Consider the following 19,974-nt stretch of genomic DNA (forward strand, 5'->3'; position numbering starts at 1 on the left):
ACTAGCCTTGCTTGTCAAAAATTACACCAATCACTTCGCGCATTCTCTTCATCAGCTCTATAGCTTCTTTTGAGGGAATCTCACGTATCACTTTATCGCTATTGCTTTGTTTAACAGTTACCATAAGCCCGGGAATATTCTCATTATACGAAAAGTTAAGGTCTGTGCCAATACGTTTCATTTCATCATTAAGCTTTTTGCTTAAATCGCGTAATTCATTTTCAAGCTGCTTTTTGTTCTCTTTATCTTGATATTGAGCAGTTTCTTCTTGTAAGCGCATTTCAGAAGAACGTGTATTTTCCGTGACTGCCTTTCCGCTAGCATTAACCATATTGACAAGTTGAGCCTTAATGGAATCAGTATTGTCAATCTTACCAATACTATTAATCATGGCTTCCTCCTTTATGTTCTAAGTTTAAGTGATAAAATTATATCGACTAGGGGAAATAAATTTTAATGTAATTTAATGAAATCCGCTGGGTTAATATGCTTGTCTTTTTGCGTGATTTCAAAGCTTAGGCGCTCATTGACCTTGCCTATAATCGTGCCTTTTTTAATATTGATTCCTGTTTTAATGCTTGATTCTATTTTATCCATATAGGCATAAATAGTATGTATGGCATTTATATGCTCAATGATGACTACCTTTTTTAACCCCGGGGCTTCTTTAGCATACACTACCCTACCATCAAGGACGTTTTTTACATTTGCATTAAGAGTTTTGGGGTTAAACATAATAGCCGCATTGAAGATTTTAAACTTATACACAGGGTCAAAATATGGTCCAAATTTTTTTTCAATAGTATATTGCTCAAGTGGTGGAAAGGTTTTTGCCCCTCTATATGCGATAGTAGGGACATCTCTATATGAAGTGCCAAGCTGTTTTGGGGCTTTAATGCTATCAGGACTTTTTTGATTATTGATAAAGGCTTGCTGGGTATTGCTTTGCTCTTTTTGCTCTTTAACGATATTGAGCTTAGAGAGAATATCATCAAGGCTTTTACGTTCTTTAACAATATCTTTAAGTTGCTCGTTATAAGTTTTAAGCTCAGTTTGCATTTTTGCTAGGGTGTTTTTTTGCTGCTCTTTAGCACGCTCTAAATATTCCTTCTTATCAGTTTGTGTTTTTATAGAGCTTTGAATCTGCGAGATAGTATTTGTAATTTTTTTCACCTCATTATCAAGAATGCTTTGCTTGGCATTAAGGGTTTTTATAAGTTTTTGCGTATTGTGATAGAGAGTTTCATAGACATAATACTCCACCACTCCTTCTGGGGAGTCAATATCTGCATAACGATTAATCATCATACTAAAAGCAAGGCTCTGGGCAAAAAGCTTGACAATTTGATCTTCGACATTATGCTTTTGTTTGATAAGGCTTTCTTGCTTTCTTTGGGAATCTTTAAGTGTTTTTTCTTGTGAGATAGATTTGGTTTGATTATAGGCGATGTCTTTTTGCAAGATTTCAATTTGCTTGCCAAGTTGAGTGAGCTCAAGATTTTTGGCGTTAATCGCCTTTCCTAATTCATCAAGTTTTTTGCTAATGGCTTTTTCTTGAGATTGTGCCGTGGCAAGCTTATCTTTATTTTTTGCAATGTCTTGCTCAATATTTGCCATACATAGGCTTACAATCATACATACTGCGATCCAGCCAAAAGCTTTCATTAGAGGTCTTTTTGCTTGATAATAACAAAAACCACCGATATGATAGATGCAAATATTGATGTGAAAAGTAAGATAATAAAATCACTTCCCATACGGAATATGTCATTTGTTACTTCAAGTGTAGTAAGGATTTCTTGCATTTTGCTGTGATTAATGAGATATGCCATACCCGTAATAATTGCAATAGTTGAAATAATAGAATCCACAAAAGCAAGTCGGAATAAAATGCTATTTCTCATCCATGCAGGTGCACCTAAAAATGCCATAATCTCCATTCTATCGCTATGCTCAAACTTCCAAATTTCAATTTGCTTAATCATCAAAATATAGCTGAGTATCGCAATGAGTGAAGCAAATACAACGATAGAGGTTTTAGTAATAAGGAGGAGTTTATACACTTGTGAGTGGCTTTTAGTGAATGATTCTACCTTTGTTACGCCGCTTAATTTAGAAAGGGTGGCATTAATCTTTTGCAAACGTTCTTCATCGGGAAAAATAGAAAGCTTAAGAGAATAAAAAAAGGGAAGCTCTCTTTGGAGTGTTTCAAGGCTTTGGCGACTCAAATCCTTTTTGAGCTCATTCATCATATAATCAGGCGTAATGGCTTTGACTTCCTTTGCCTCGCGGATAAAATTTTGGATTTTATCAAGTGTAAGGGCATTCTTTGAAGCAATCACAATGGAATAGTTATCAGAGAGTTTATTTTCATGCTTATTAACCGCACGATTAACAAGCATAATACTCTCAAGGCTAAAAAGAAGCGCTAAAAGCGGAATAATAAGCGCTAAATGTCTCCTAAGCAAATTCATAAACTACTCCTTCTTCTATATGTAATCGCCTATAAGGGATATTCAGCCGATCTGGCATGCGGTGGGTTACGACTACAACCGTGATACCAAGCTGTTCATTTACACCTTTGAGGAGATTCCAAATAAGCTCACTTGAATAATCATCAAGGTTACCTGTAGGCTCATCGGCAAGGATAATGGTTGGGTTATGTGCTAAGGCACGTGCCATTGCTACTCGTTGTTGCTCACCACCGCTGAGTTCTAAAGGGAATTTATTTGCCTTATGGGAGAGTTTGATATGCACAAGGAGCTTTTCAACTTGCGCCTTGCATACCTCTTTTTTATAGCCATTGATAATCATAGGGAGCATCACATTGCGCTCAATATTCCATTCTTTGATGAGCTTATAATCTTGAAAAACAATCCCTATGCTACGGCGGAGGCGATTGATGTAGTTTTTTGAAGCTTTTTGCATACTTACGCCAAATACATTTAAATGCCCACTTTTAACGCCCAAATGCCCAAAAAATGAGCTTAAAATCGTACTTTTACCGCTCCCAGAAGCCCCGGTAATAAATACAAATTCTTTTGCATTAATGCTAAATGTAGCATTTTTAATAACAAGTTCATCGTTATAGCCTAAATTGAGATTTTTTGCTTCAATAATTACACTCATTGTACGTATTACTCCTGTGTTAGAATCTCCATTAAATGTGCATGTGCTTTAATGGCTGCTTGGGTGGGGATAGGATCTCCATTAATATAATGTATGGTTTGTGGCTCAGCAAACACAATTTGTAAAAACGCATTCTGAGGCTGGTGAAAATCTCCAAAGCATAATGCCAATACATATATATCCCCTGCGCGATAGAGATTGTCAATATGCAAAAACCAATCTTTATCAATTTTTTTGTATGGAAAATTTGTGTAATTATCCAAATTTTTTCTTAGAATCTTATCAAAAAGGATTTTTTTTCGATATTTTTGGGCATTTTTTGTGTTATCTTGCGTTTTTTGGGCAAATATTTTCATATCATAGATGTTTTTTTGCTGTTTTTTCCACCTTGCCTCATATTTGCTAACAATAGCAATAGCCGTGTTTTTATGCACCTCAAAGCTTATACTTGGCTCAAGTAATGCAAGTGTGAGCGAATCTTTAAAATAAATATCATCATCGCTACGTAAATGCAAGGTTTTGCCCTCATCTAAAACTCGCAGAGATTCTTGGAGAAACTTTTGTGAGAAAACGCGTCTATGGGGCTTTTTATTCCACGGGATAGGAAAATGTATATAAATGCCTTGTGCGATATTAGAGGGGAAAATTTCAAGGAGAGTGCGTGCGTCTGCGTTGATAATATAGAGATTATTAAGCCCTAGAATCTCAATTTGACGAAGAATTTGCTCAATAGAGGGCTTGTGAATCTCTACACCAATGCACACACAAGTAGGGTTATTTTGGGCAAGGTATAAAAGATGTCTCCCCGAGCCAAAGCCTATTTCAATAAGACAAGTTGAAGTAAAATCTAAAAAATCTTCCATATTTTTAAGGTATAGGGATTGGAGATTCTGTCGTGGTGAATTGTGGTTGAGATTATGGCTAAGAAGTGATGTCTGCTTCGCACTTAGAATCTTTAGGGCGTCTTTAATAATACCCGTAGGTTCTTTGGCAGCGCTTTTTTCACATTTGATAATCGTATTATCTTTCTTTATACGTTTGTGTTTGCGTAGGAAAAACTCTTTGTTGTTATGTTTAACAAGTATGAGGGATTGTGTGCTGTCATTATGTTGTGGTGCCTCATACATAAATGTAAAGCCATTTTCTTCAAATGGAAATGTTGGCAATATAACCTCACGAGCAAGGAAATGAGGCATTAGGGCTTTTCTTTTTGGAGTGTGATTTCTGGCGTGGGAGCAGATTCTATGCCATTTTTATCAACGCTTACAACACTATAGGTATAGCTCTTGCCCTCTTGCATTTCTTTGTCGATAAATTGGGTGTCATATATATCTACAAAACGCGCACTTTGTGTCCATAACCCTCCTTCTTTACGATAGACGACATAGCTTAAGATTCTATCATCGCTGGGTGTTTGCCATGAAAGCACAGCCTTCCCCTCTTGCATTGAGCCATTAAAATGATTAGGTGTGCTAGGCGGAGGGAGGCTAGAGCCCTTAGCGGGGTGACTACTTAAATGCCCTTGCAAACCATTATCTCCTAAAAGCACGACTTGGTAGTAATAACTTATGCCATTTTTTTTGTCTTCAAGCTTATGTATATAATGTGTTTGATTGGTTGTAGCGAGATTTTTGTAGTTTTTTCCATCTTCAGAATATGAGATTCTGTAGTATTTCTTACTCACACCCTGTGTGTCTGGGGCTTCCTGCCATGTGATTTTAATAGCTTTAGGTAAATCTGTTGTGGCTTGTATGTCTTCAATAGGGGCAGGCTGGGGGATAGTGCTCACACTTACAATTTGCGATGGTTTGCTCTTTATCCCCTCATGGCTTTGGGCAATGATGCGATATGTATAAGTCTCTCCATCTTTTAACTTTTCATCAAAATATTCTACGCTTAATCGATGAGGTATGGTTTTAATGGTTTTAAACTCTCCTGCTTTATTTAAGCGCTGGATAAGATATGAATCTATGCTAGGGTTTGGGTGAGGGGAATATATAAGCTTAATGCTTCGTGGTTGATTATTAATAGCAAAAACGCTCTCCACTGGGTCAATAAATGATGTTTGGATATGGATAAGCTCACTTTTGGGGGAAATGGTGTTATTCTCACCCAATGTGGCAAAAGCGTAGATATATTTTGTTTGAGGTTGGAGATTGATGTCATAAAAATGTGTTGCAAAACGATTTTTGATCGTGGCTATTTTTTGCAAGCCCGCTCCACTGCCAGATTGAGCCCGATACACTACAAATCCTTTAATGTTTTCATCTTGGATAAGCTTCCATTCAAAGCCCACAGATGAGACATCAGCAAGGACATTTAGAGAATCTAAGCGAGGTAGAGATGGGTCTTCTTGTGGTTTTGGGCTAAAAAAGCAAGCACTAAGAAAAATGCTCAAAAGCGCGCATAAGGCTATTAACCTCAAGTAGCTGCATAATGTCTTGGCGATCATTGGGCATATCCTTTGTGAAATGTGTTTGCATAAATTGTAACATATCTCTTAAAATGGGGGCTTTAAAAATGCACTCTTCTTGTGTCTTGGGGTGCTTAAGATAGAGTATGTACGCATGAAGCAAGATTCTGCCATTATAGTGGTAGGTATTTGCATGGCTTTTATAGCCATAGAGTGTATCGCCAAGTATATGGCGAGAGAGTGTCTCTAAATGCACCCGAATCTGATGCGTCCTCCCTGTGTGGAGCTTAATAGCAATCAGCTCACATTTGCCATTATCTGCTTGAGCGAGCTTAATAAATGAACTTTTAGAATCACGCACACCTTTAGGGATGAAATGGGCTTTGTCAATATTAATTTTGCCCATTTTTAAGCGATTGTGTGGGTTGCGCCCCATAAAGCAGCTCACTTGCTGGTCTGCCTTTAATGGCATATCAATGATAGCAAGATAGTATCGCCCCATTTGACGATTTTTGAGCTCTTCTGGGAGAGTGCTATAAGCAAGGTGAGATTTTGCAATAGCCAATGCCCCGCTTGTTTGCCTATCAAGGCGATGAACAATACCATATCGCTCCTCTCCGCTTAATGTATGCAAGCTTTGTTTATGGGCTTTAAGCCAATCTGTAAGGGTAGGCTCTTTGAGGCTTGGCGCTTCATGGACAACCAAATGTGGAGGCTTATTAATGATTAAAAGATCATTATCTTCAAAGATAATATCAATCTTAAAACGTTCATCATCTGCGCTAAAAGCAAGAGTGGATGAAGTGCAATCATTATGAGTATCTTCATAAATTTCTACTTCTATATAATCTTTTTCTTTGAGTGTTTGTGCTTTTTTGGTGCAAATTATGCCATTGAGAGAGACTTTTTGATTCTTAATAAGAGAGTGGATTTGGTTTTTGCTGCTTTGGAGCTGTGTGCTTAGGAAGTCATCAAGTCGGAGCTTGTTGGTATTATGTAAGTGAATATTTGATACAATGAATCTCTGCATTACTTTATACTCCAAAACTGGTTATTTAAGTTGTATTCAGTTATGAATGTTTGATTACTTTTGATGTTATATGGGGAAAATGGTGATTGATAGACGGATTTTATCACATTTTGATTATATTTTGGTTTTACTTGTACTCCCTTTAGTGGGGCTTTCACTTTTTCTTGTTTATGAGCTTGATCCCGTGCTCTTTTCTAAACAAGTCAAATACATGGCTTTAGGTTGCGGGCTTATGGTTTTTTTATTTTTTGTTCCTTTTAGGAATTTGCGCGGTGTGATTATAGGGATTTATATGGCGTGCTTAGTGCTGCTAATTTTAGTGCATTTTATCGGCACGCAGAAGTTAGGGGCACAACGTTGGGTTGATATACCCTTTACCCATTTTTCTATCCAGCCCAGTGAGATTATGAAAATCGCCCTTATGCTGCTTCTTGCCTCATATATCACATTGAATCCACCGCCCAAAGGCGGCTATGGGATTAAAGAATTTTGCATTATTAGCTCTTTTATTCTTGTGCCTTTTTTGATTATTCTTAAAGAACCTGATTTAGGCACGGCGATGATTATTCTACTCACCGGATTTGGCACACTTTTTCTCGTTGGAGTGAATAAGAAAATTTGGATCACCTTAGGGCTGCTTATAGCATTTCTCGCTCCTGTGGCTTATGTGGTAGATCCTTTGAAAGATTATCAAAAAAGACGTATTATGGACTTTGTCTCAGATAAATCTCCCTATCAGGTGAATCAAGCCCTTATAGCCATTGGCGCAAGTGGAGCATTTGGTAAGTCTAAAGAGGAATCCACCCAATCTCAATTAAAGTTTCTACCCTATGCAAATACGGATTTTATTTTTGCATATTTTATGGAACGTTTTGGTATGTTTGGCGCGATTGGGCTTTTAATACTTTTCTTTTTGATTATTGTGCATATTTTAAGCCTGGGCTTTGCCTATGGGCAGGATTATTTCTTGCAGGTAATAACGAGCTATATTGCTATTTTGATTTTTCTTTATGTGGGGATTAATGTTTGCATGGTGATAGGTCTTGCTCCAGTGGTTGGAGTACCATTGCCGCTTATGAGTTATGGCGGGACAAGCTTTGTTACCTTTCTCACGCTTTTTACAATCCTTGAAAACGTTCTTGCCTTTAGATTCGTTTTTGAGTATAATGCCGGCACTAAGCCCGGACCTTTAGCTCAGCTGGTCAGAGCACTCGGCTCATAACCGATTGGTCGCAGGTTCGAATCCTGCAAGGTCCACCAGCTTTACATTAATATTTTGAGATGAGTTATATCTCTCAATTTTATTGTATTTTCACTCAATACATTTGATAGTCTTTTTAATTAAACCCATTAATTTTATTTTTATTTTGATATTTTATTTAGTTAATTTGGGCGCTTTTAAGCCCTTGTGTGTTTAATTTATGCTATAATGACATTCAATTTTAATGACATAGATTATAAAGGTTAAGTTTTCGATGATTACTTGGATGCAAAAACATAAGAAATGGCTCATTATCACTATTTGGGTGAGCGCCATCGCATTTATAGGTGCTGGAATGGTAAATTGGGGTTCTTATGGATTTAGCTTAAGTAATGATAAAATCGCACGAGTAGGCGAGATAGATATACGTATACCTGAATATCAGAGGGCATATAATGCGACTTTGAGAGAATATGGGGCTTTATTCCAAAGTGCCGATATGATTGATGAAGCTCAAGCAAGGCAGCTAGGCATACCTCAAATCGCACTTCGAGGGCTTATCCAACAAGCGCAGTTACGCAATTTTGCACATGATTTAGGCTTAATGGTTAGCGATAATGAAGTGGCTCAAGCTATTATTGATGCGAAAGTACAAGTAGATGAGCAAGGGAATTTTAGCCCGGAGCTTTATAAAGCCTTTTTAAAGCAAATAGGAATGAGCACAAGTGAGTTTGAAGAAGATGTACGTAACCAACTCCTTGTGCAAAAGCTTTTGGGATTGGTGAATGTCAATGGCGTACCTAGCTTTGTAACGCCTTTAGAGGAGCATACTTTAGAGATGGCATATGGAATAAACGATAGACTTATGGTAAAAATTATCCCCATAAGCCAAATTAAAACAAATATTGATGAGCAAGAAATGAGGGCATTTTGGGAGTTAAATGCAGAGCAGTGGAAAACTCCTATGGAATTTGAGATTGAATATATCTTCGTGCCCTTTAGCGCTCAGCACCCTACACAAGAAGCATTACAAGAGCATTATGAAAATTTTAAAAGTGATTATCTTGATGAAAATGGTCATTTAATGAGCATAGAGCAAAGTATGTCTAAGCTTACTCACGATGTGCAAAAGCTAGAAGCAGAAAGGGCTGCAAAAAGAGAATATCGGGATTTAAAAAATGGCAGCAAAAATGGCGAGAAACGCATTATTAAAGAAAATGAAGGGTTTTTTATAAAACGTGGTATAGATTTAGTAGTAGCAGATATGAAAGCCGCTCAAGTGGGGCAGGTTTTACAACCTATTGAGACTGATGGGGGCTTTGTAACCTTAAAACTTCTAGGCAAAAAAGAAAGTATCAACCAAACTTTTGAAGAAGCCAAAGATTCTGTAAAAGTAATGTATAAACATCACAAAGCCAAAGAAGGGCTTACTCTGCTTGCCAAAGAACAAATGGAAAACTTCGTAGGGACAGACATTGGTTTTGTCAATAGATTCTCTCAAAATGCTATACTTACGCTTAATGAGAATGAAAAATCCTCTTTTCTCTCTCAAGTTTTTCATTCGCGTAATCCAAGCGGTTATGTGCTTTTTGACGATAAGGTAGTATTGTATCGCGTATTGGAGCAGACATATTTCACCCCGGATAAAGGCGATACCTTGGTCAAAAATGCTAAAATGGGAGCAATCCATGATGCCTTAATAGAGTATCTTAATAAAATGTATAAAACTACTATGTATATTGATGTGAGCAAGTGAGGTTAAAATTGAGTCGAATTATTTTGGGTATTGACATCGGTAGCACGAAAATATGTGCCATTATTGCCGAGATTAAAGATGATGGTATTCCACATATTGTTGGCACAGGTATGCAAAAGTCTGAGGGCGTGCGTAAAGGTTCTATTACCAATATTGAACAAGCTTCAATGGCAATACGTCATGCTGTAAATGATGCCAAAATGGTTGCCGGAGAGCAAGTTGATAAGGCGATTATCTCACTCTCTGGAGCTTATACAAAGAGTATCCGTGAAAGTGCGGTTGTGAATGTTTCAAACAATGAGATTGGGCTTAATGAAATTCATCGCGTGATACAAGCAGCCATTCACAATGCGGATATGCCAGAAGGTTATGTGCTTATTCATGCCCTGCCTTATGAGTTTCGACTCGATGGACAGAGCTATGCAGAAGACCCTATGGGTATGAGTGCTTCGCGTTTAGAAGCTTTTGTACATATTGTAATAGCCAAAAAGACTTCCCTTGAAAATCTCAAACGTGCCGTACGTGAGGCTGGATTAGAGATTGAAAATATCATTCTTAGTGCCTATGCTTCTTCAATTGCAGTCTTAAGCGATGAAGAAAAAGAGCTCGGTGTGGCATGCTTAGATATGGGTGGGCAAACTTGTGATTTGATGATTTATAGCGGGCATTCTATGCGTTATTGTGATTTCTTAAGTGTGGGTTCTAATAATATCACCATGGATTTAGCCATGGCACTTAATACTCACCCAAGCGTAGCAGAAGAGATTAAAACACAATACGGATCGCTTATTTTGAGCGAGGCAGATAAGCAAAAATCTCTACAAATTACGCTTATGACAGGCAACAATAAAGAAACACAACCCGTTTTATTAGAAAATATCCATGCAGTGCTCTCTGCACGCGTTGAAGAAACGCTAAAACTCCTCGCAAAAAGTATTGAAAAAAGCGATTTAAAAGATAAAATTGGTGCGGGTATCACGCTTACAGGCGGTATGGCTAATCTTGATGGATTGCAGGAGTATGCTTCAAATATATTTCTTAAACCAGTGAGAATCTCCAAGCCCGCTCATGTCGATGGGCTTTTTGACCGCCTAAAGGGCACAGATGGGGCTACAGCAGTGGGGTTAATATTGCATGGTGCGGGGCAACATACAAATTATGAGCTAAATTATGATAAAAAGATTCTCTATAAAAAAAGTACGATAGCCACAGATGAGGGCATACATAATATTAGCTTGGATAATGCCAAAGAGCATACATTGGGTTTAAAAATTACGCAAATTGATGATTTGTCAGAAATTAGGACTTCCAAAGAGGATAAACATAATAATCTTTTTGTAAGATTCTATAAATGGGTGAGTCAATTATTTTAGGAGAAAAATATGGAAAATGTCATAGATATTCAAGAAGTTCAGCCAAGTGTCAGAGGAGTGGTGATTACGGTTATTGGCGTAGGTGGTGGTGGCTCACATATGATAAGTCATCTAGCAGGGACAACCCCACATAAATCAGTGCGACTTGTTGCGGCAAATACAGATATGCAGGATTTACAAGCAGCAAAGGCTGAAACTCGAATGATTCTTGGAGCGAAGCTCACAGGGGGATTTGGCGCAGGTATGAGACCTGAAGTAGGGGAAGAAGCTGCACTAGAGACATATGAAGAGATTAAAAAGGCTTTGAGCGGTTCAAATGTGGTGTTTGTTTCTGCTGGACTTGGGGGCGGTACAGGCACGGGAGCTGCACCAGTGGTTGCCAAAGCCGCTAGAGAGATAGGCGCCCTTACCATTGCTGTGGTAACAAAGCCATTTAAATCAGAGGGCAAGAAACGTGCGAAACTTGCAGAAGATGGCTTGCAAAAACTCAAAGCAGAGAGTGATTGCATTGTAGTAATTCCCAATGAGAGATTGCTCTCTATCATTCCTCCAACAAAAGGGCATAGAGAATCGCTAGAAATCGTTGATGAAGTGCTTGCTAGAGCGGTAAATGGTATGTCTAATATGATATTAAAACATAGCCGCGGTATGAATGTGGATCTTGCTGATGTGAAAACGGTTATGAGCTATAAAGGCTTAGCTCTTATGGGTATTGGCGAGGAAACAGGTGAGTATGCCGCAGTTAGGGCTATGCAGTTAGCTATAGAATCTCCCTTACTTGATAACATCTCCATTCAAGGCGCAAAGGGCGTGATTGTATATTATGAGGCTCACCCAAATTACCCTATGCCTCTGCTTGCTGAAGCACTAAAAACGATAGAAGAGCTCGCAGAAGAAGGCGCAGATATTATTCAAGGCATAGATGAAAACCCTGAACTCCCGCAAGATTATATACGCGTCACAGTCATTGCTACAGGATTTGAAAAGGAGCTTGTAGCACCTCAAAATGAGGAAAATAAGCTCACTCCAGCAACATCACAAAATGAAGCTATGCAAAATTTCAATACACAATTCCGCGTTGTTTCTTCAAGTTTCAAAGAAGAGCATGGCTTATTTGATAATGAGCTTGATGTGCCTGCATATCTACGTGCTGCAAGAGACTAAAAGAGCTTGAGATTTATTATAAAATTTAGGCTTTGATTTCCAAAGATACATTAGGGGATATGGACGGGGTATGGCGTGCTCGGAGGGATTCAAACCCCCGACCTACAGGACCGCAACCTGTTGCTCTATTCAGCTGAGCTACGAGCACAAATAAAGACAGCATTCTAGCCAAAAATCCTTAAAACTCACTTTATACCCACCGCTCAAACAAGTTAGAGATTTTACCTCCCTTTTATGGAGCCTTGAGAGTAAAGATATAACAAAGTAAAATTGCAATGTATAAACTCACTCCAAAGGACAAATATGCAAAATATCATCTTTGATATGGATGGCACACTGATTGATAGTGAAAATGCGATATGTAGAGCTATTAATGAAATCCGCAAAGATAAGCAACTCCCTCCATTAGAAAACGACTATATTAAATACGTTTTGCACACGCCCACCCTTTCCTGCCCTAAGATTTTTTATGAACTTGATAGTTTTGCCCACCCTAGCTATAAGGTTGGGTTTGAGCCATATTTTCATAAAGCCTATAGAGAAGATTCTAAACTTTTTGATGATGTGATATGGCTTTTAGATGAATGCAAAAGCCGAAATTACTTCCTAGCCATTGCCTCTAATGCACCAGATGATGAATTGCTCCCCATTCTCTCTGCCCACAAAATCGCTCACTTTTTTGACTTTATCATAGGCTCAGCTCCCAATATACAATCTAAGCCAAGCCCGATGATGATAGATATTATTTTGCAAAAAGCCCCTTATGCTAAAAGTATTTTTGTAGGCAATGGAGCTAAAGATGAGGGCGCTGCTAAAAATGCTAAGATTCCCTATTTGCACGCTAAATGGGGGCAAACCCCTTCAAAGCCAAATGAATTTAATAACGCAAAAAGCCTCCTTCAACTCATTGAATCTCAAGCTTAAAAGTTTGTTGCTTGAATGCAATAAACCGCCTATTTTGTTACACCTAAAGCTTTTAGGAAATTTGCCACTTTGTCATCACCAACCCCTGCTAGGGAGTGAAGAATCTCTAAGGGAATCACTAGAAAGGCAGTTACTTTGTCATTCTGAGGGCGGGCGTAGCCCAACCGAAGAATCTCTAAAGGAATCACTAGTCGCCCGCGTGAATTTTTCGGGTCGATTCTCTCCCTCTAGACATGACAAAAATGGAGAATCATCAGTGATTCAAAGAGAGATTCTTCGCCCCCCACTTTATGCTCCATAAGACTTAATAACTTCACTTCACTAGCCCTGCCTCTTTTTTGGGATTAAATATCCCCCTAGCCTGCTCGAAGCTAAGAGAAATATCAAAATATTGCTTATAAAAATTTTGAGCAAAGTTAATAAGATTTATATCCTTTGAACTTTTTGGGTGATTATGCGTATAGAGCCAAGTAAGCAAAATGGGCAAATCAAGGCTAGGAGCAAATGGGCGGTAGCTCCCTAGCGGGAATTTATACACCCTTTTATCTTGCACAGCCTTCACTACCCCCCAGAGTGGAGAGTTCAAAATATCTTCGGGCATAAGCGTGTTAAAATTATTGATATAAATAATATCGGGATTAAGCCTATAGATTTCCTCCAAGCTCACTTTAGCGATACTCTTACTCTCTATCACATTCTCTGCCCCGCTTTTTTCTAAAAGATAATCCGCAAAAATCCCTCCACACATAAAAGACTTTTCACTTTCAGCAAAATGTATAATCATCGCTCGTGGCTTACTTTCCTGCGTGGCTACTTCTTTGGCTATATCCTCTTCCACACTTTTAGTAAATCTCAAAAATGCCCTTGCCCTAGATTCTTTACCTAAAATCGGGGCTATCACCTCAAGCCAGCCTTGAAGCGTCTCATAAGAATTATAATCCCATGTATTCACACTCATTTCTATCGTGGGGATATGCGTTTTTTTCATTTGCTGGCAGAGCTTGAGGTTAGCACTATGGCAGATAAATAAATCCGGCTTTAGCTTTAAAAGCTCTTCAATATTTTCATTTTCACCAGATGCTAATGCAGCAATTTCAGGGAAAAGCTCATACATAAAGCTCGCTTTGAGTGCATTTTTACTTGCTTTAGGGATATATGTAAGAGAGCTTGTACCCCCCTCTAAAAGCATAATTAAAGATGGCAGGGGCCACATACCCCCAGCAATCACTATATTTTTAGGCTTTTGGTGTTCATTTGCTACTATTTGCCCTCCTAGCACAATGCAGATGAAAATAAAAATTTTAACACCCCTCATTTACCCTCCTCTTTGAAAGAATCCTTCAAAGAATCTTTAAAGCAATCCTCTTCCACCCAAGCCATAAACGCATCAAAAAATGGTTCAGTAGTTGGCATAAAGCCCTGCCCTAAGTGAAACTCCGGATCTAAAGAAGTAATATACAAATTGCCTTTAAAATTATTATCCTTATAGATAATACTCTCATCAAGCTCATTGACTAAAATACTTTGTGCGTTTTTAGGCGGGTAAAACGCCCCATGGTAATGCCACTTTGCCACAGAAGTGGGAATCTTACTAAAAAGCCCGCTTGAAGTGCGCTCTGTGCATTTTTGCCCATTCTCTAGGGCATAAAGAGGCATATTTGCCCCGGGTATTAACCACCACCAGAAATTCACGGGATAATCTTTCCAAATAATATTAGGCAGATAATCCCCCCTCACTTCGCCAAAAGACACAATATGCCCGCCATTATTGAGATAATCTACAAATTTTTGCTTATGCGCTAAGAGGTATTTCACATTTAAGCGCGAGCTTAAAGTGATGTAATCAAATGTATTAAAATCCATATCCCCTATGTGTAAAAAATGCGCCCTATGGGAGAAAAAGTTAGCATATTTGGCATTTTTATTGCTAAAAAAATGCGCGTGAAAGGCACTACCACCGGTGATTATGGCATTTTTAAGCTTGGGGTTTGAGAGATGTTGGCTACTTTTATTTGCCCTAAAGTCTAAAAACCCGCAAGGGGCTAAATTGGGCTTTTGCATAATCTTATATGCAGGAGCATTCATTCTTAAAGTCTTATAATCTTTCTCCAAAAGCTCGCCCTCAAGCCATTTTAAGCAATTTAATCCCATTTTTCTAGCTGTTGTGTTATCAAAAAGCCCAAAACCTAGCAAATCCGCATTTGCCGCACTTAAGATAATGCCCGCAGTGGAGATTCTATCAATATAGCCCACACATTGCCCATCGCTATCTTCTAATAAAGGCTCAAACGTATGGGGAAAGGCACTCATATCAAAATATCCGCGGTTAAAAAACCCTTTGACCCCGCGCCGATGATTTATATCATATTCGCTCACGCCTTGAAAAATCTCTTCTGCTGCCTTGCTTTTAGCAAATCTCACCACACGCTCCCTTATGGGGGTTTGGCTTTGGATATAGCCGCTACTAAAGGGCAAAATACGCATAAAATCGCTCATAAAAGAGAGTAGCACGCCTCCAGCATTTAAATAATGCAAAATCTTATTTTTGAAAAAAGAGAGATAATACTCATCTATACCCATAGGCAGCACTATGGCGCTAAATTGTCTTAAATCAAGTTTATGAAATTCCTCATATAAATCCACATGGGTTAAGATGTTTCTATACAAAAAGTTATCCCCTATGCTATTCATACCTAAAAGCCCGCTTTCAATATAAGCAATCTTGCCAAAATCTTGGAGTTTTTCATATTGATAAAGGTTCTCTAAACGACTATTTACTTCTCCTATCTCTCCCATCGATTCTTCCATACACTTGCCTACTTCACTTTTACTCATCTTTGCTCCTTATATTCTTATTTTTATTAATCTTTGAAAAAGCTATTGTATCGTTTTTTTTTTTTAATACAATAGTTATTCCTATTTTTAAATTTTAATAAGAAAGGTTCTGTTATGAAATACCATTTAAGTTATATTGCACTTCTTGCAATTCATCTGCCTCTATTGGCAGAATCTGAGCCAACGCAAGATATGCAAGAAGTGAAACTTCAAAAATCTGTTATCAAAGCCCAAGCGGCAATGAGCGAGCTCCCGCTAGAATTGCAAAGCACGCAAATTAGTATCATCAACGAAGAGGCTTTACTCAAAAGTAGCACGGGTAATATCCAAAGTGTTTTAGAATCTGTCCCGGGCATTGTGTATTCACGCTCTGGGGGCATTAATGGGCAAATCACCTTTAGAGGGCAAAATAGCAATGCCCAACGTTCTATTGTAATGATCGATGGTGTGCGCTATTCTGGACGCAGCACTTTAGAGTTTAATACCTTTGATCCCTATGCTTTTGAGAGTGTAGAAGTCTTACGCGGGGCAGCAAGCTCACTCTGGGGGAGTGATGCGCAAAATGGCGTTATCAACTTCCGCTCCCGCACTTCACACTACAATCTCCAAGGTGAATCTTTCAAAGCCACAGCGAGGATTCGGGCATTAGAATATGGCAGTGTGAATAATCTCTTTGGCGGCAGGCTAGAAGTATTAGGCGGAGGGGGCGGCTGGGATATGCTTATAGGCTTAAGCGCAAAAACCGCTAGTGATTACACAACCCCATTGAAAGAAAATGGCTCCAAAAAGGCGAAAAACTCATCATTTAACTACTATGGGCTAGATTTTAACATCGGCTATAGCCATAATAATGTGCGCTACTACACTCAAGGGCGAGCCACTAGGGTAGAATCTCATCGCGCAGGGGGCTTGGGAGCGGCTCCGGGCTCAAGCTATGGAATCTATATGAGTGAAGACCCTATAGCCGAGTATTACTTAAGAGCGGGGGCTAAAGTTTTAGATTTAGGCTTTGCAGATTCTATGGAGGCATATTTGTATTATCGCCATTGGGATACAGATATTTGGAATAACCGCTCTGCCTTTAATAATGCCAATATCCACCAAGAAGTCTTTGATAATAACTACTTTGGCGGGAGGCTTATTTACTATAGCCTCTTAGGATCGCATAATCTCGTATATGGAGCGGAGTTTGAGAGTGCTATCTCTCCTACAAAAGTGCGGCAAATTAATCTTACAAATAACGCGACTAACACCACCAATCGCCCCTCTACGAGCACAGACTTTGCACTTTTTATTAAAGATGATTTCCAAGCCCTCCCCTCTTGGCTACTCTCTGCTTCATTAAGAGGGGATTATGTGCTAACCACCATATCTAAAAGCAAATCCACCACAGAAATATCAAATATCGCTAACGATCAAGCAATCGCCATAGAATCTGCAAAACTCTTAGATGAGCATAGCATTATCCACAATGGCGCCATTACTGGGGCTTTAGGCTCTGTATTATTCTTAAATGACTATATAAGCAATGTCATTAATATAAGCCATAATTTCAAAGCCCCCGCTGCTAGCTCGCGTATGCAAACCACGCCAAGCGGGAGCTCCACGCTTACCATAGCAAATCCACTCATCAAGCCCGAATACTCCCAAAGTGTGGAATTTGGCTTTAGATTCCAAAGCGAAAATCACTTTATGTCTCTTATAGGATTCTATACCCACTATACTGATATGCTAGCCTTAAGCTCCTATCAAAATGCCACTATCACCACGACAAATGGCTTATATCGCTATGAAAATATAGGTAAAGCCCAAATCGCAGGTGCAGAGCTAGAGGGCAGGCATAGCTTTTTAGATGATAGATTAACCCTTGTCTATGCGGGTGCATATAACTATGGGCAGAATCTCACAGACAAAAAGCCCCTTGCCTATCTCGCCCCACTTTATGGGCAAATCACCTTACAATACAATGCCCGTAAATTTTACTTCAACCTCAAGCAAAGAGCTTATGGGGCAAAAACGCGCATAGATGAGAGTGAAGAGCGAAAAACCACAGCTTATACTATGACAGATATTCTCTTAGGACTTAAGCTAGGGGGATTTAGGGCAGATTTAGCCAATATGGAGCTCTTAGCTGGCATCAATAATTGCTTTGATGTAGTTGGGCGAAACCCCGTAGTGGTAGAAAATATCTCAAGGGATAGGGCACTTACTAACCCCTTAGTTGAGCCCGGTAGAAATGTATTCATTAAATATGTGTGGAATTATTAATGCAATGGCTTAAAAAGCCCGGATTATTGCTTGTAAGTTTATACACACTAGGAGGACTTGCCCTCCTTTTGTGTGCGCTTCTTTGTCTAAGCCTTGGGCGCTACTTTATCAGTATGAGTGATGTTATGAGCACCCTTTTAGGGGAGGGAGAAGATATTCATCATAATATTATCTTTAACTTTCGCTTGCCACGTGTGATTTTAGCCATTATTGTAGGGGCGGGCTTAAGCCTAGCGGGCGGGGCATTTCAAAGTCTCTTTCGCAATCCTTTAGCTAGCCCTGATATTTTAGGCGTTACCAATGCTGCGGGCTTTGGGGCGTGCTTAGCTTTACTTTTAGGCTTAGATGTCGCTTTTATTGGTATTATTGGCTTTGCTTTTGGAATCTGCTCTTTGATACTCGTAGTGGCTTTAGGGTATAACAAGCTTATCCCTTATGAAACCACCACGATGATTCTAAGCGGTATCATCATAAGCGCGCTATTTTCAAGCTTGCTTGGCATACTTAAATACATAGCCGACCCTCAAGATACCCTCCCTACTATCACGTATTGGCTTTTAGGCTCACTTGATATAAGTTTAGAATCTCATGTAGCTTATAGCTTGCTTGGCATAATGCTAGGCAGTGGCATTATTTTTATACTCTCTTGGAAGCTAAATATCCTAAGCCTGCAAGATGATGAGGCAAAATCTCTAGGGGCAAATCTCCCGCTGTTGCGCTTTAGCCTTATCTTTGCAAGCACGCTTATTGTCGCCTGCAGTGTAAGTATATGCGGGGTCATTGGCTGGGTGGGGCTGCTTGTGCCTCATATCGCACGGCTTTTAGTAGGGAATGAGAATTCAAAGCTTATCCCGCTAAGTGCATTTTTTGGCGCTTTGTTTCTTATGGGTATTGATACCCTATCACGTACAATCTCTTCTGAGCAAATCCCTATTTCTATCCTCACGTCCCTTGTAGGTGCACCTATTTTTATCTACATCTTGCGTAAAAAGGTAGGCAGAGTATGATTTGTGTCAATAATCTTAATTTTTATAGTGCTCAAAAAAGGCAGATTCTAAAAAATATTAGTTTTACGCTACAAAAAGGAGAGGTATTAAGCATTCTAGGCTGCAATGGCGCGGGGAAAACTACACTCTTAAAATGCTTAATTGGGTTTTTAAAGCCCCAAAGTGGGGAAGTGCGCTTGCAAGATAAGCCCATCTCTTGCTATTCTCACAAGCAATTATGGCAGATTCTCTCCTATGTGCCTCAAAGTAAGGGTTTGGCGTTTGATTTCAAGGTGCTTGATATGGTAGCTTTGGGCTTAAATGCCTTTGTCAATTTTAAGCCAAGTAAAACGCATTATTTAAAAGCAAGGGAGACTTTAGAGTGGCTTAATCTTCTGCATTTAGAGCATAAAAATTGTGCGAGTTTAAGCGGCGGAGAGCTGCAAATGGTAATGTTTGCACGCGCTTTAGTCAAAGAGCCGCAAATCCTTATCCTCGATGAGCCAGAATCAAATTTAGATTTCTTTAATCAAAAGACTATCCTTGAATGCCTAAAATCCTTAAAAGAATGCAGCATTATTCTTAATACCCACTTCCCTAACCACGCCGCCTATCTCTCGCACAAAGTGCTCTTACTCCACAAGCTAGAGCCACACCACACGCAAACTAACGCCCTCTTTGGCACAAAAATAGATATGCTAAATAGCCAAAGCCTAAGTGAGCTCTATAAAGTCCCGGTAAGCATAGATTCACAAAAATCACAAAATGAGCAATATATGCTAAGAATCTAGCCTTTAGCCTAGCGATAAACTACACTTGCCCCCTCAACTCAACCTGTAAAGGAGGTTATTTTATCAGCTCTAGTAGGCACAGCCCGAAGAATCCCTAAAAGATT

At 39.1% G+C, this 19,974-nt stretch carries 18 protein-coding genes and 2 tRNA genes; 10 read left to right on the forward strand and 10 right to left on the reverse strand.

Annotation, left to right across the window (positions count from 1 at the left end; translation table 11 throughout):
- Nucleotide 1: 1 nt before the first annotated feature.
- The 7 genes from CQA63_RS00360 to CQA63_RS00390 form a co-directional block, all read right to left on the reverse strand.
- Nucleotides 2-391, reverse strand: coding sequence for a FlaG family protein (locus CQA63_RS00360; RefSeq protein ID WP_104699262.1), 390 nt, complete (start codon nucleotides 389-391; stop codon nucleotides 2-4).
- A 62-nt stretch (nucleotides 392-453) separates the two neighbouring features.
- Nucleotides 454-1,665, reverse strand: coding sequence for a murein hydrolase activator EnvC family protein (locus tag CQA63_RS00365; RefSeq protein WP_104699261.1), 1,212 nt, complete (start codon nucleotides 1,663-1,665; stop codon nucleotides 454-456).
- Complete coding sequence (locus tag CQA63_RS00370) at nucleotides 1,665-2,474, reverse strand: cell division FtsX domain-containing protein (protein WP_104699260.1); 810 nt, start codon at nucleotides 2,472-2,474, stop codon at nucleotides 1,665-1,667. The genes CQA63_RS00365 and CQA63_RS00370 overlap by 1 nt, the downstream gene beginning before the upstream one ends.
- Nucleotides 2,461-3,129: a cell division ATP-binding protein FtsE gene (locus tag CQA63_RS00375; RefSeq protein ID WP_104699259.1), complete on the reverse strand. Its 669-nt coding sequence runs from the start codon at nucleotides 3,127-3,129 to the stop codon at nucleotides 2,461-2,463. Before CQA63_RS00375 ends, CQA63_RS00370 begins: the two co-directional genes overlap by 14 nt.
- A gap of 8 nt (nucleotides 3,130-3,137) precedes the next feature.
- Nucleotides 3,138-4,325: a tRNA (guanosine(46)-N7)-methyltransferase TrmB gene (trmB, locus tag CQA63_RS00380; RefSeq protein WP_104699258.1), complete on the reverse strand. Its 1,188-nt coding sequence runs from the start codon at nucleotides 4,323-4,325 to the stop codon at nucleotides 3,138-3,140.
- Entirely contained in the window at nucleotides 4,325-5,527 is a 1,203-nt protein-coding gene (locus CQA63_RS00385) for a fibronectin type III domain-containing protein (protein WP_233706540.1), read from the reverse strand. Before CQA63_RS00385 ends, trmB begins: the two co-directional genes overlap by 1 nt.
- A complete protein-coding gene (locus CQA63_RS00390) occupies nucleotides 5,511-6,572 on the reverse strand; it encodes an RluA family pseudouridine synthase (RefSeq protein WP_104699256.1) in 1,062 nt (353 codons plus the stop codon). Before CQA63_RS00390 ends, CQA63_RS00385 begins: the two co-directional genes overlap by 17 nt.
- A gap of 82 nt (nucleotides 6,573-6,654) precedes the next feature.
- Here CQA63_RS00390 and CQA63_RS00395 point away from each other — a divergent pair, with 82 nt between their 5' ends.
- The 5 genes from CQA63_RS00395 to ftsZ all read left to right on the forward strand — a co-directional run bounded on the left by CQA63_RS00395 (nucleotide 6,655) and on the right by ftsZ (nucleotide 12,066).
- Nucleotides 6,655-7,794 (forward strand): FtsW/RodA/SpoVE family cell cycle protein, encoded by a 1,140-nt coding sequence (locus CQA63_RS00395; RefSeq protein ID WP_104699284.1) that lies wholly within the window; start codon nucleotides 6,655-6,657, stop codon nucleotides 7,792-7,794.
- Nucleotides 7,756-7,832: transfer RNA gene (locus CQA63_RS00400), tRNA-Ile, on the forward strand. Before CQA63_RS00395 ends, CQA63_RS00400 begins: the two co-directional genes overlap by 39 nt.
- A gap of 215 nt (nucleotides 7,833-8,047) precedes the next feature.
- Nucleotides 8,048-9,529 carry a peptidylprolyl isomerase gene (locus tag CQA63_RS00405; protein WP_104699255.1) on the forward strand — a complete coding sequence of 494 codons (1,482 nt, stop codon included), beginning with the start codon at nucleotides 8,048-8,050 and terminating at the stop codon, nucleotides 9,527-9,529.
- Nucleotides 9,530-9,537: 8 nt separating this feature from the next.
- Nucleotides 9,538-10,902, forward strand: a complete 1,365-nt coding sequence (ftsA, locus tag CQA63_RS00410) for a cell division protein FtsA (protein ID WP_104699254.1) — start codon at nucleotides 9,538-9,540, stop codon at nucleotides 10,900-10,902.
- A gap of 9 nt (nucleotides 10,903-10,911) precedes the next feature.
- Nucleotides 10,912-12,066, forward strand: coding sequence for a cell division protein FtsZ (gene ftsZ / locus CQA63_RS00415; protein WP_104699253.1), 1,155 nt, complete (start codon nucleotides 10,912-10,914; stop codon nucleotides 12,064-12,066).
- A 71-nt stretch (nucleotides 12,067-12,137) separates the two neighbouring features.
- Here the strand turns inward: ftsZ and CQA63_RS00420 are convergent.
- Nucleotides 12,138-12,214, reverse strand: a tRNA-Arg gene (locus tag CQA63_RS00420).
- Between the two features lie 155 nt (nucleotides 12,215-12,369).
- Here CQA63_RS00420 and CQA63_RS00425 point away from each other — a divergent pair.
- Both CQA63_RS00425 and CQA63_RS09350 read left to right on the forward strand, forming a co-directional pair.
- Nucleotides 12,370-12,990, forward strand: coding sequence for an HAD family hydrolase (locus tag CQA63_RS00425; RefSeq protein WP_104699252.1), 621 nt, complete (start codon nucleotides 12,370-12,372; stop codon nucleotides 12,988-12,990).
- Nucleotides 12,974-13,291 carry a hypothetical protein gene (locus CQA63_RS09350; RefSeq protein ID WP_147288699.1) on the forward strand — a complete coding sequence of 106 codons (318 nt, stop codon included), beginning with the start codon at nucleotides 12,974-12,976 and terminating at the stop codon, nucleotides 13,289-13,291. The genes CQA63_RS00425 and CQA63_RS09350 overlap by 17 nt, the downstream gene beginning before the upstream one ends.
- Nucleotides 13,292-13,303: 12 nt before the next feature.
- Here CQA63_RS09350 and CQA63_RS00430 read toward each other — a convergent pair whose 3' ends face one another.
- On the reverse strand, nucleotides 13,304-14,305 hold the full coding sequence (locus CQA63_RS00430; protein WP_104699251.1) for an ABC transporter substrate-binding protein: 1,002 nt from the start codon (nucleotides 14,303-14,305) through the stop codon (nucleotides 13,304-13,306).
- On the reverse strand, nucleotides 14,302-15,825 hold the full coding sequence (locus CQA63_RS00435; protein ID WP_233706539.1) for a hypothetical protein: 1,524 nt from the start codon (nucleotides 15,823-15,825) through the stop codon (nucleotides 14,302-14,304). Before CQA63_RS00435 ends, CQA63_RS00430 begins: the two co-directional genes overlap by 4 nt.
- A gap of 114 nt (nucleotides 15,826-15,939) precedes the next feature.
- On the opposite strand from CQA63_RS00435, the gene CQA63_RS00440 reads away from it, so the two are divergent.
- Genes CQA63_RS00440 through CQA63_RS00450 form a run of 3 tightly spaced genes read left to right on the forward strand, consistent with a single transcriptional unit; the run spans nucleotide 15,940 to nucleotide 19,870 of the window.
- Nucleotides 15,940-18,093: a TonB-dependent receptor gene (locus tag CQA63_RS00440; protein ID WP_104699250.1), complete on the forward strand. Its 2,154-nt coding sequence runs from the start codon at nucleotides 15,940-15,942 to the stop codon at nucleotides 18,091-18,093.
- The gene (locus tag CQA63_RS00445) at nucleotides 18,093-19,100 is read left to right on the forward strand and encodes a FecCD family ABC transporter permease (protein ID WP_104699249.1); all 1,008 of its coding nucleotides are present in this window, start codon (nucleotides 18,093-18,095) and stop codon (nucleotides 19,098-19,100) included. The genes CQA63_RS00440 and CQA63_RS00445 overlap by 1 nt, the downstream gene beginning before the upstream one ends.
- Nucleotides 19,097-19,870 (forward strand): ABC transporter ATP-binding protein, encoded by a 774-nt coding sequence (locus CQA63_RS00450; protein ID WP_104699248.1) that lies wholly within the window; start codon nucleotides 19,097-19,099, stop codon nucleotides 19,868-19,870. Before CQA63_RS00445 ends, CQA63_RS00450 begins: the two co-directional genes overlap by 4 nt.
- The last annotated feature ends 104 nt before the right edge of the window (nucleotides 19,871-19,974 follow it).

The sequence above is a fragment of the Helicobacter marmotae genome (genome assembly GCF_003364255.1).
Classification (GTDB): Bacteria; Campylobacterota; Campylobacteria; order Campylobacterales; family Helicobacteraceae; genus Helicobacter_C; species Helicobacter_C marmotae.

Coding starts and splice junctions, on each gene's coding strand:
- CQA63_RS00435 (WP_233706539.1), bottom strand. CDS start 15,825: ATGAGTAAAAGTGAAGTAGGCAAGTGTATGGAAGAATCGATGGGAGAG.
- CQA63_RS00360 (WP_104699262.1), bottom strand. CDS start 391: ATGATTAATAGTATTGGTAAGATTGACAATACTGATTCCATTAAGGCT.
- CQA63_RS00450 (WP_104699248.1), top strand. CDS start 19,097: ATGATTTGTGTCAATAATCTTAATTTTTATAGTGCTCAAAAAAGGCAG.
- CQA63_RS00440 (WP_104699250.1), top strand. CDS start 15,940: ATGAAATACCATTTAAGTTATATTGCACTTCTTGCAATTCATCTGCCT.
- CQA63_RS00445 (WP_104699249.1), top strand. CDS start 18,093: ATGCAATGGCTTAAAAAGCCCGGATTATTGCTTGTAAGTTTATACACA.
- CQA63_RS00365 (WP_104699261.1), bottom strand. CDS start 1,665: ATGAAAGCTTTTGGCTGGATCGCAGTATGTATGATTGTAAGCCTATGT.
- CQA63_RS00375 (WP_104699259.1), bottom strand. CDS start 3,129: ATGAGTGTAATTATTGAAGCAAAAAATCTCAATTTAGGCTATAACGAT.
- CQA63_RS00370 (WP_104699260.1), bottom strand. CDS start 2,474: ATGAATTTGCTTAGGAGACATTTAGCGCTTATTATTCCGCTTTTAGCG.
- trmB (WP_104699258.1), bottom strand. CDS start 4,325: ATGCCTCATTTCCTTGCTCGTGAGGTTATATTGCCAACATTTCCATTT.
- CQA63_RS00405 (WP_104699255.1), top strand. CDS start 8,048: ATGATTACTTGGATGCAAAAACATAAGAAATGGCTCATTATCACTATT.
- CQA63_RS00425 (WP_104699252.1), top strand. CDS start 12,370: ATGCAAAATATCATCTTTGATATGGATGGCACACTGATTGATAGTGAA.
- ftsZ (WP_104699253.1), top strand. CDS start 10,912: ATGGAAAATGTCATAGATATTCAAGAAGTTCAGCCAAGTGTCAGAGGA.
- CQA63_RS00430 (WP_104699251.1), bottom strand. CDS start 14,305: ATGAGGGGTGTTAAAATTTTTATTTTCATCTGCATTGTGCTAGGAGGG.
- CQA63_RS00390 (WP_104699256.1), bottom strand. CDS start 6,572: ATGCAGAGATTCATTGTATCAAATATTCACTTACATAATACCAACAAG.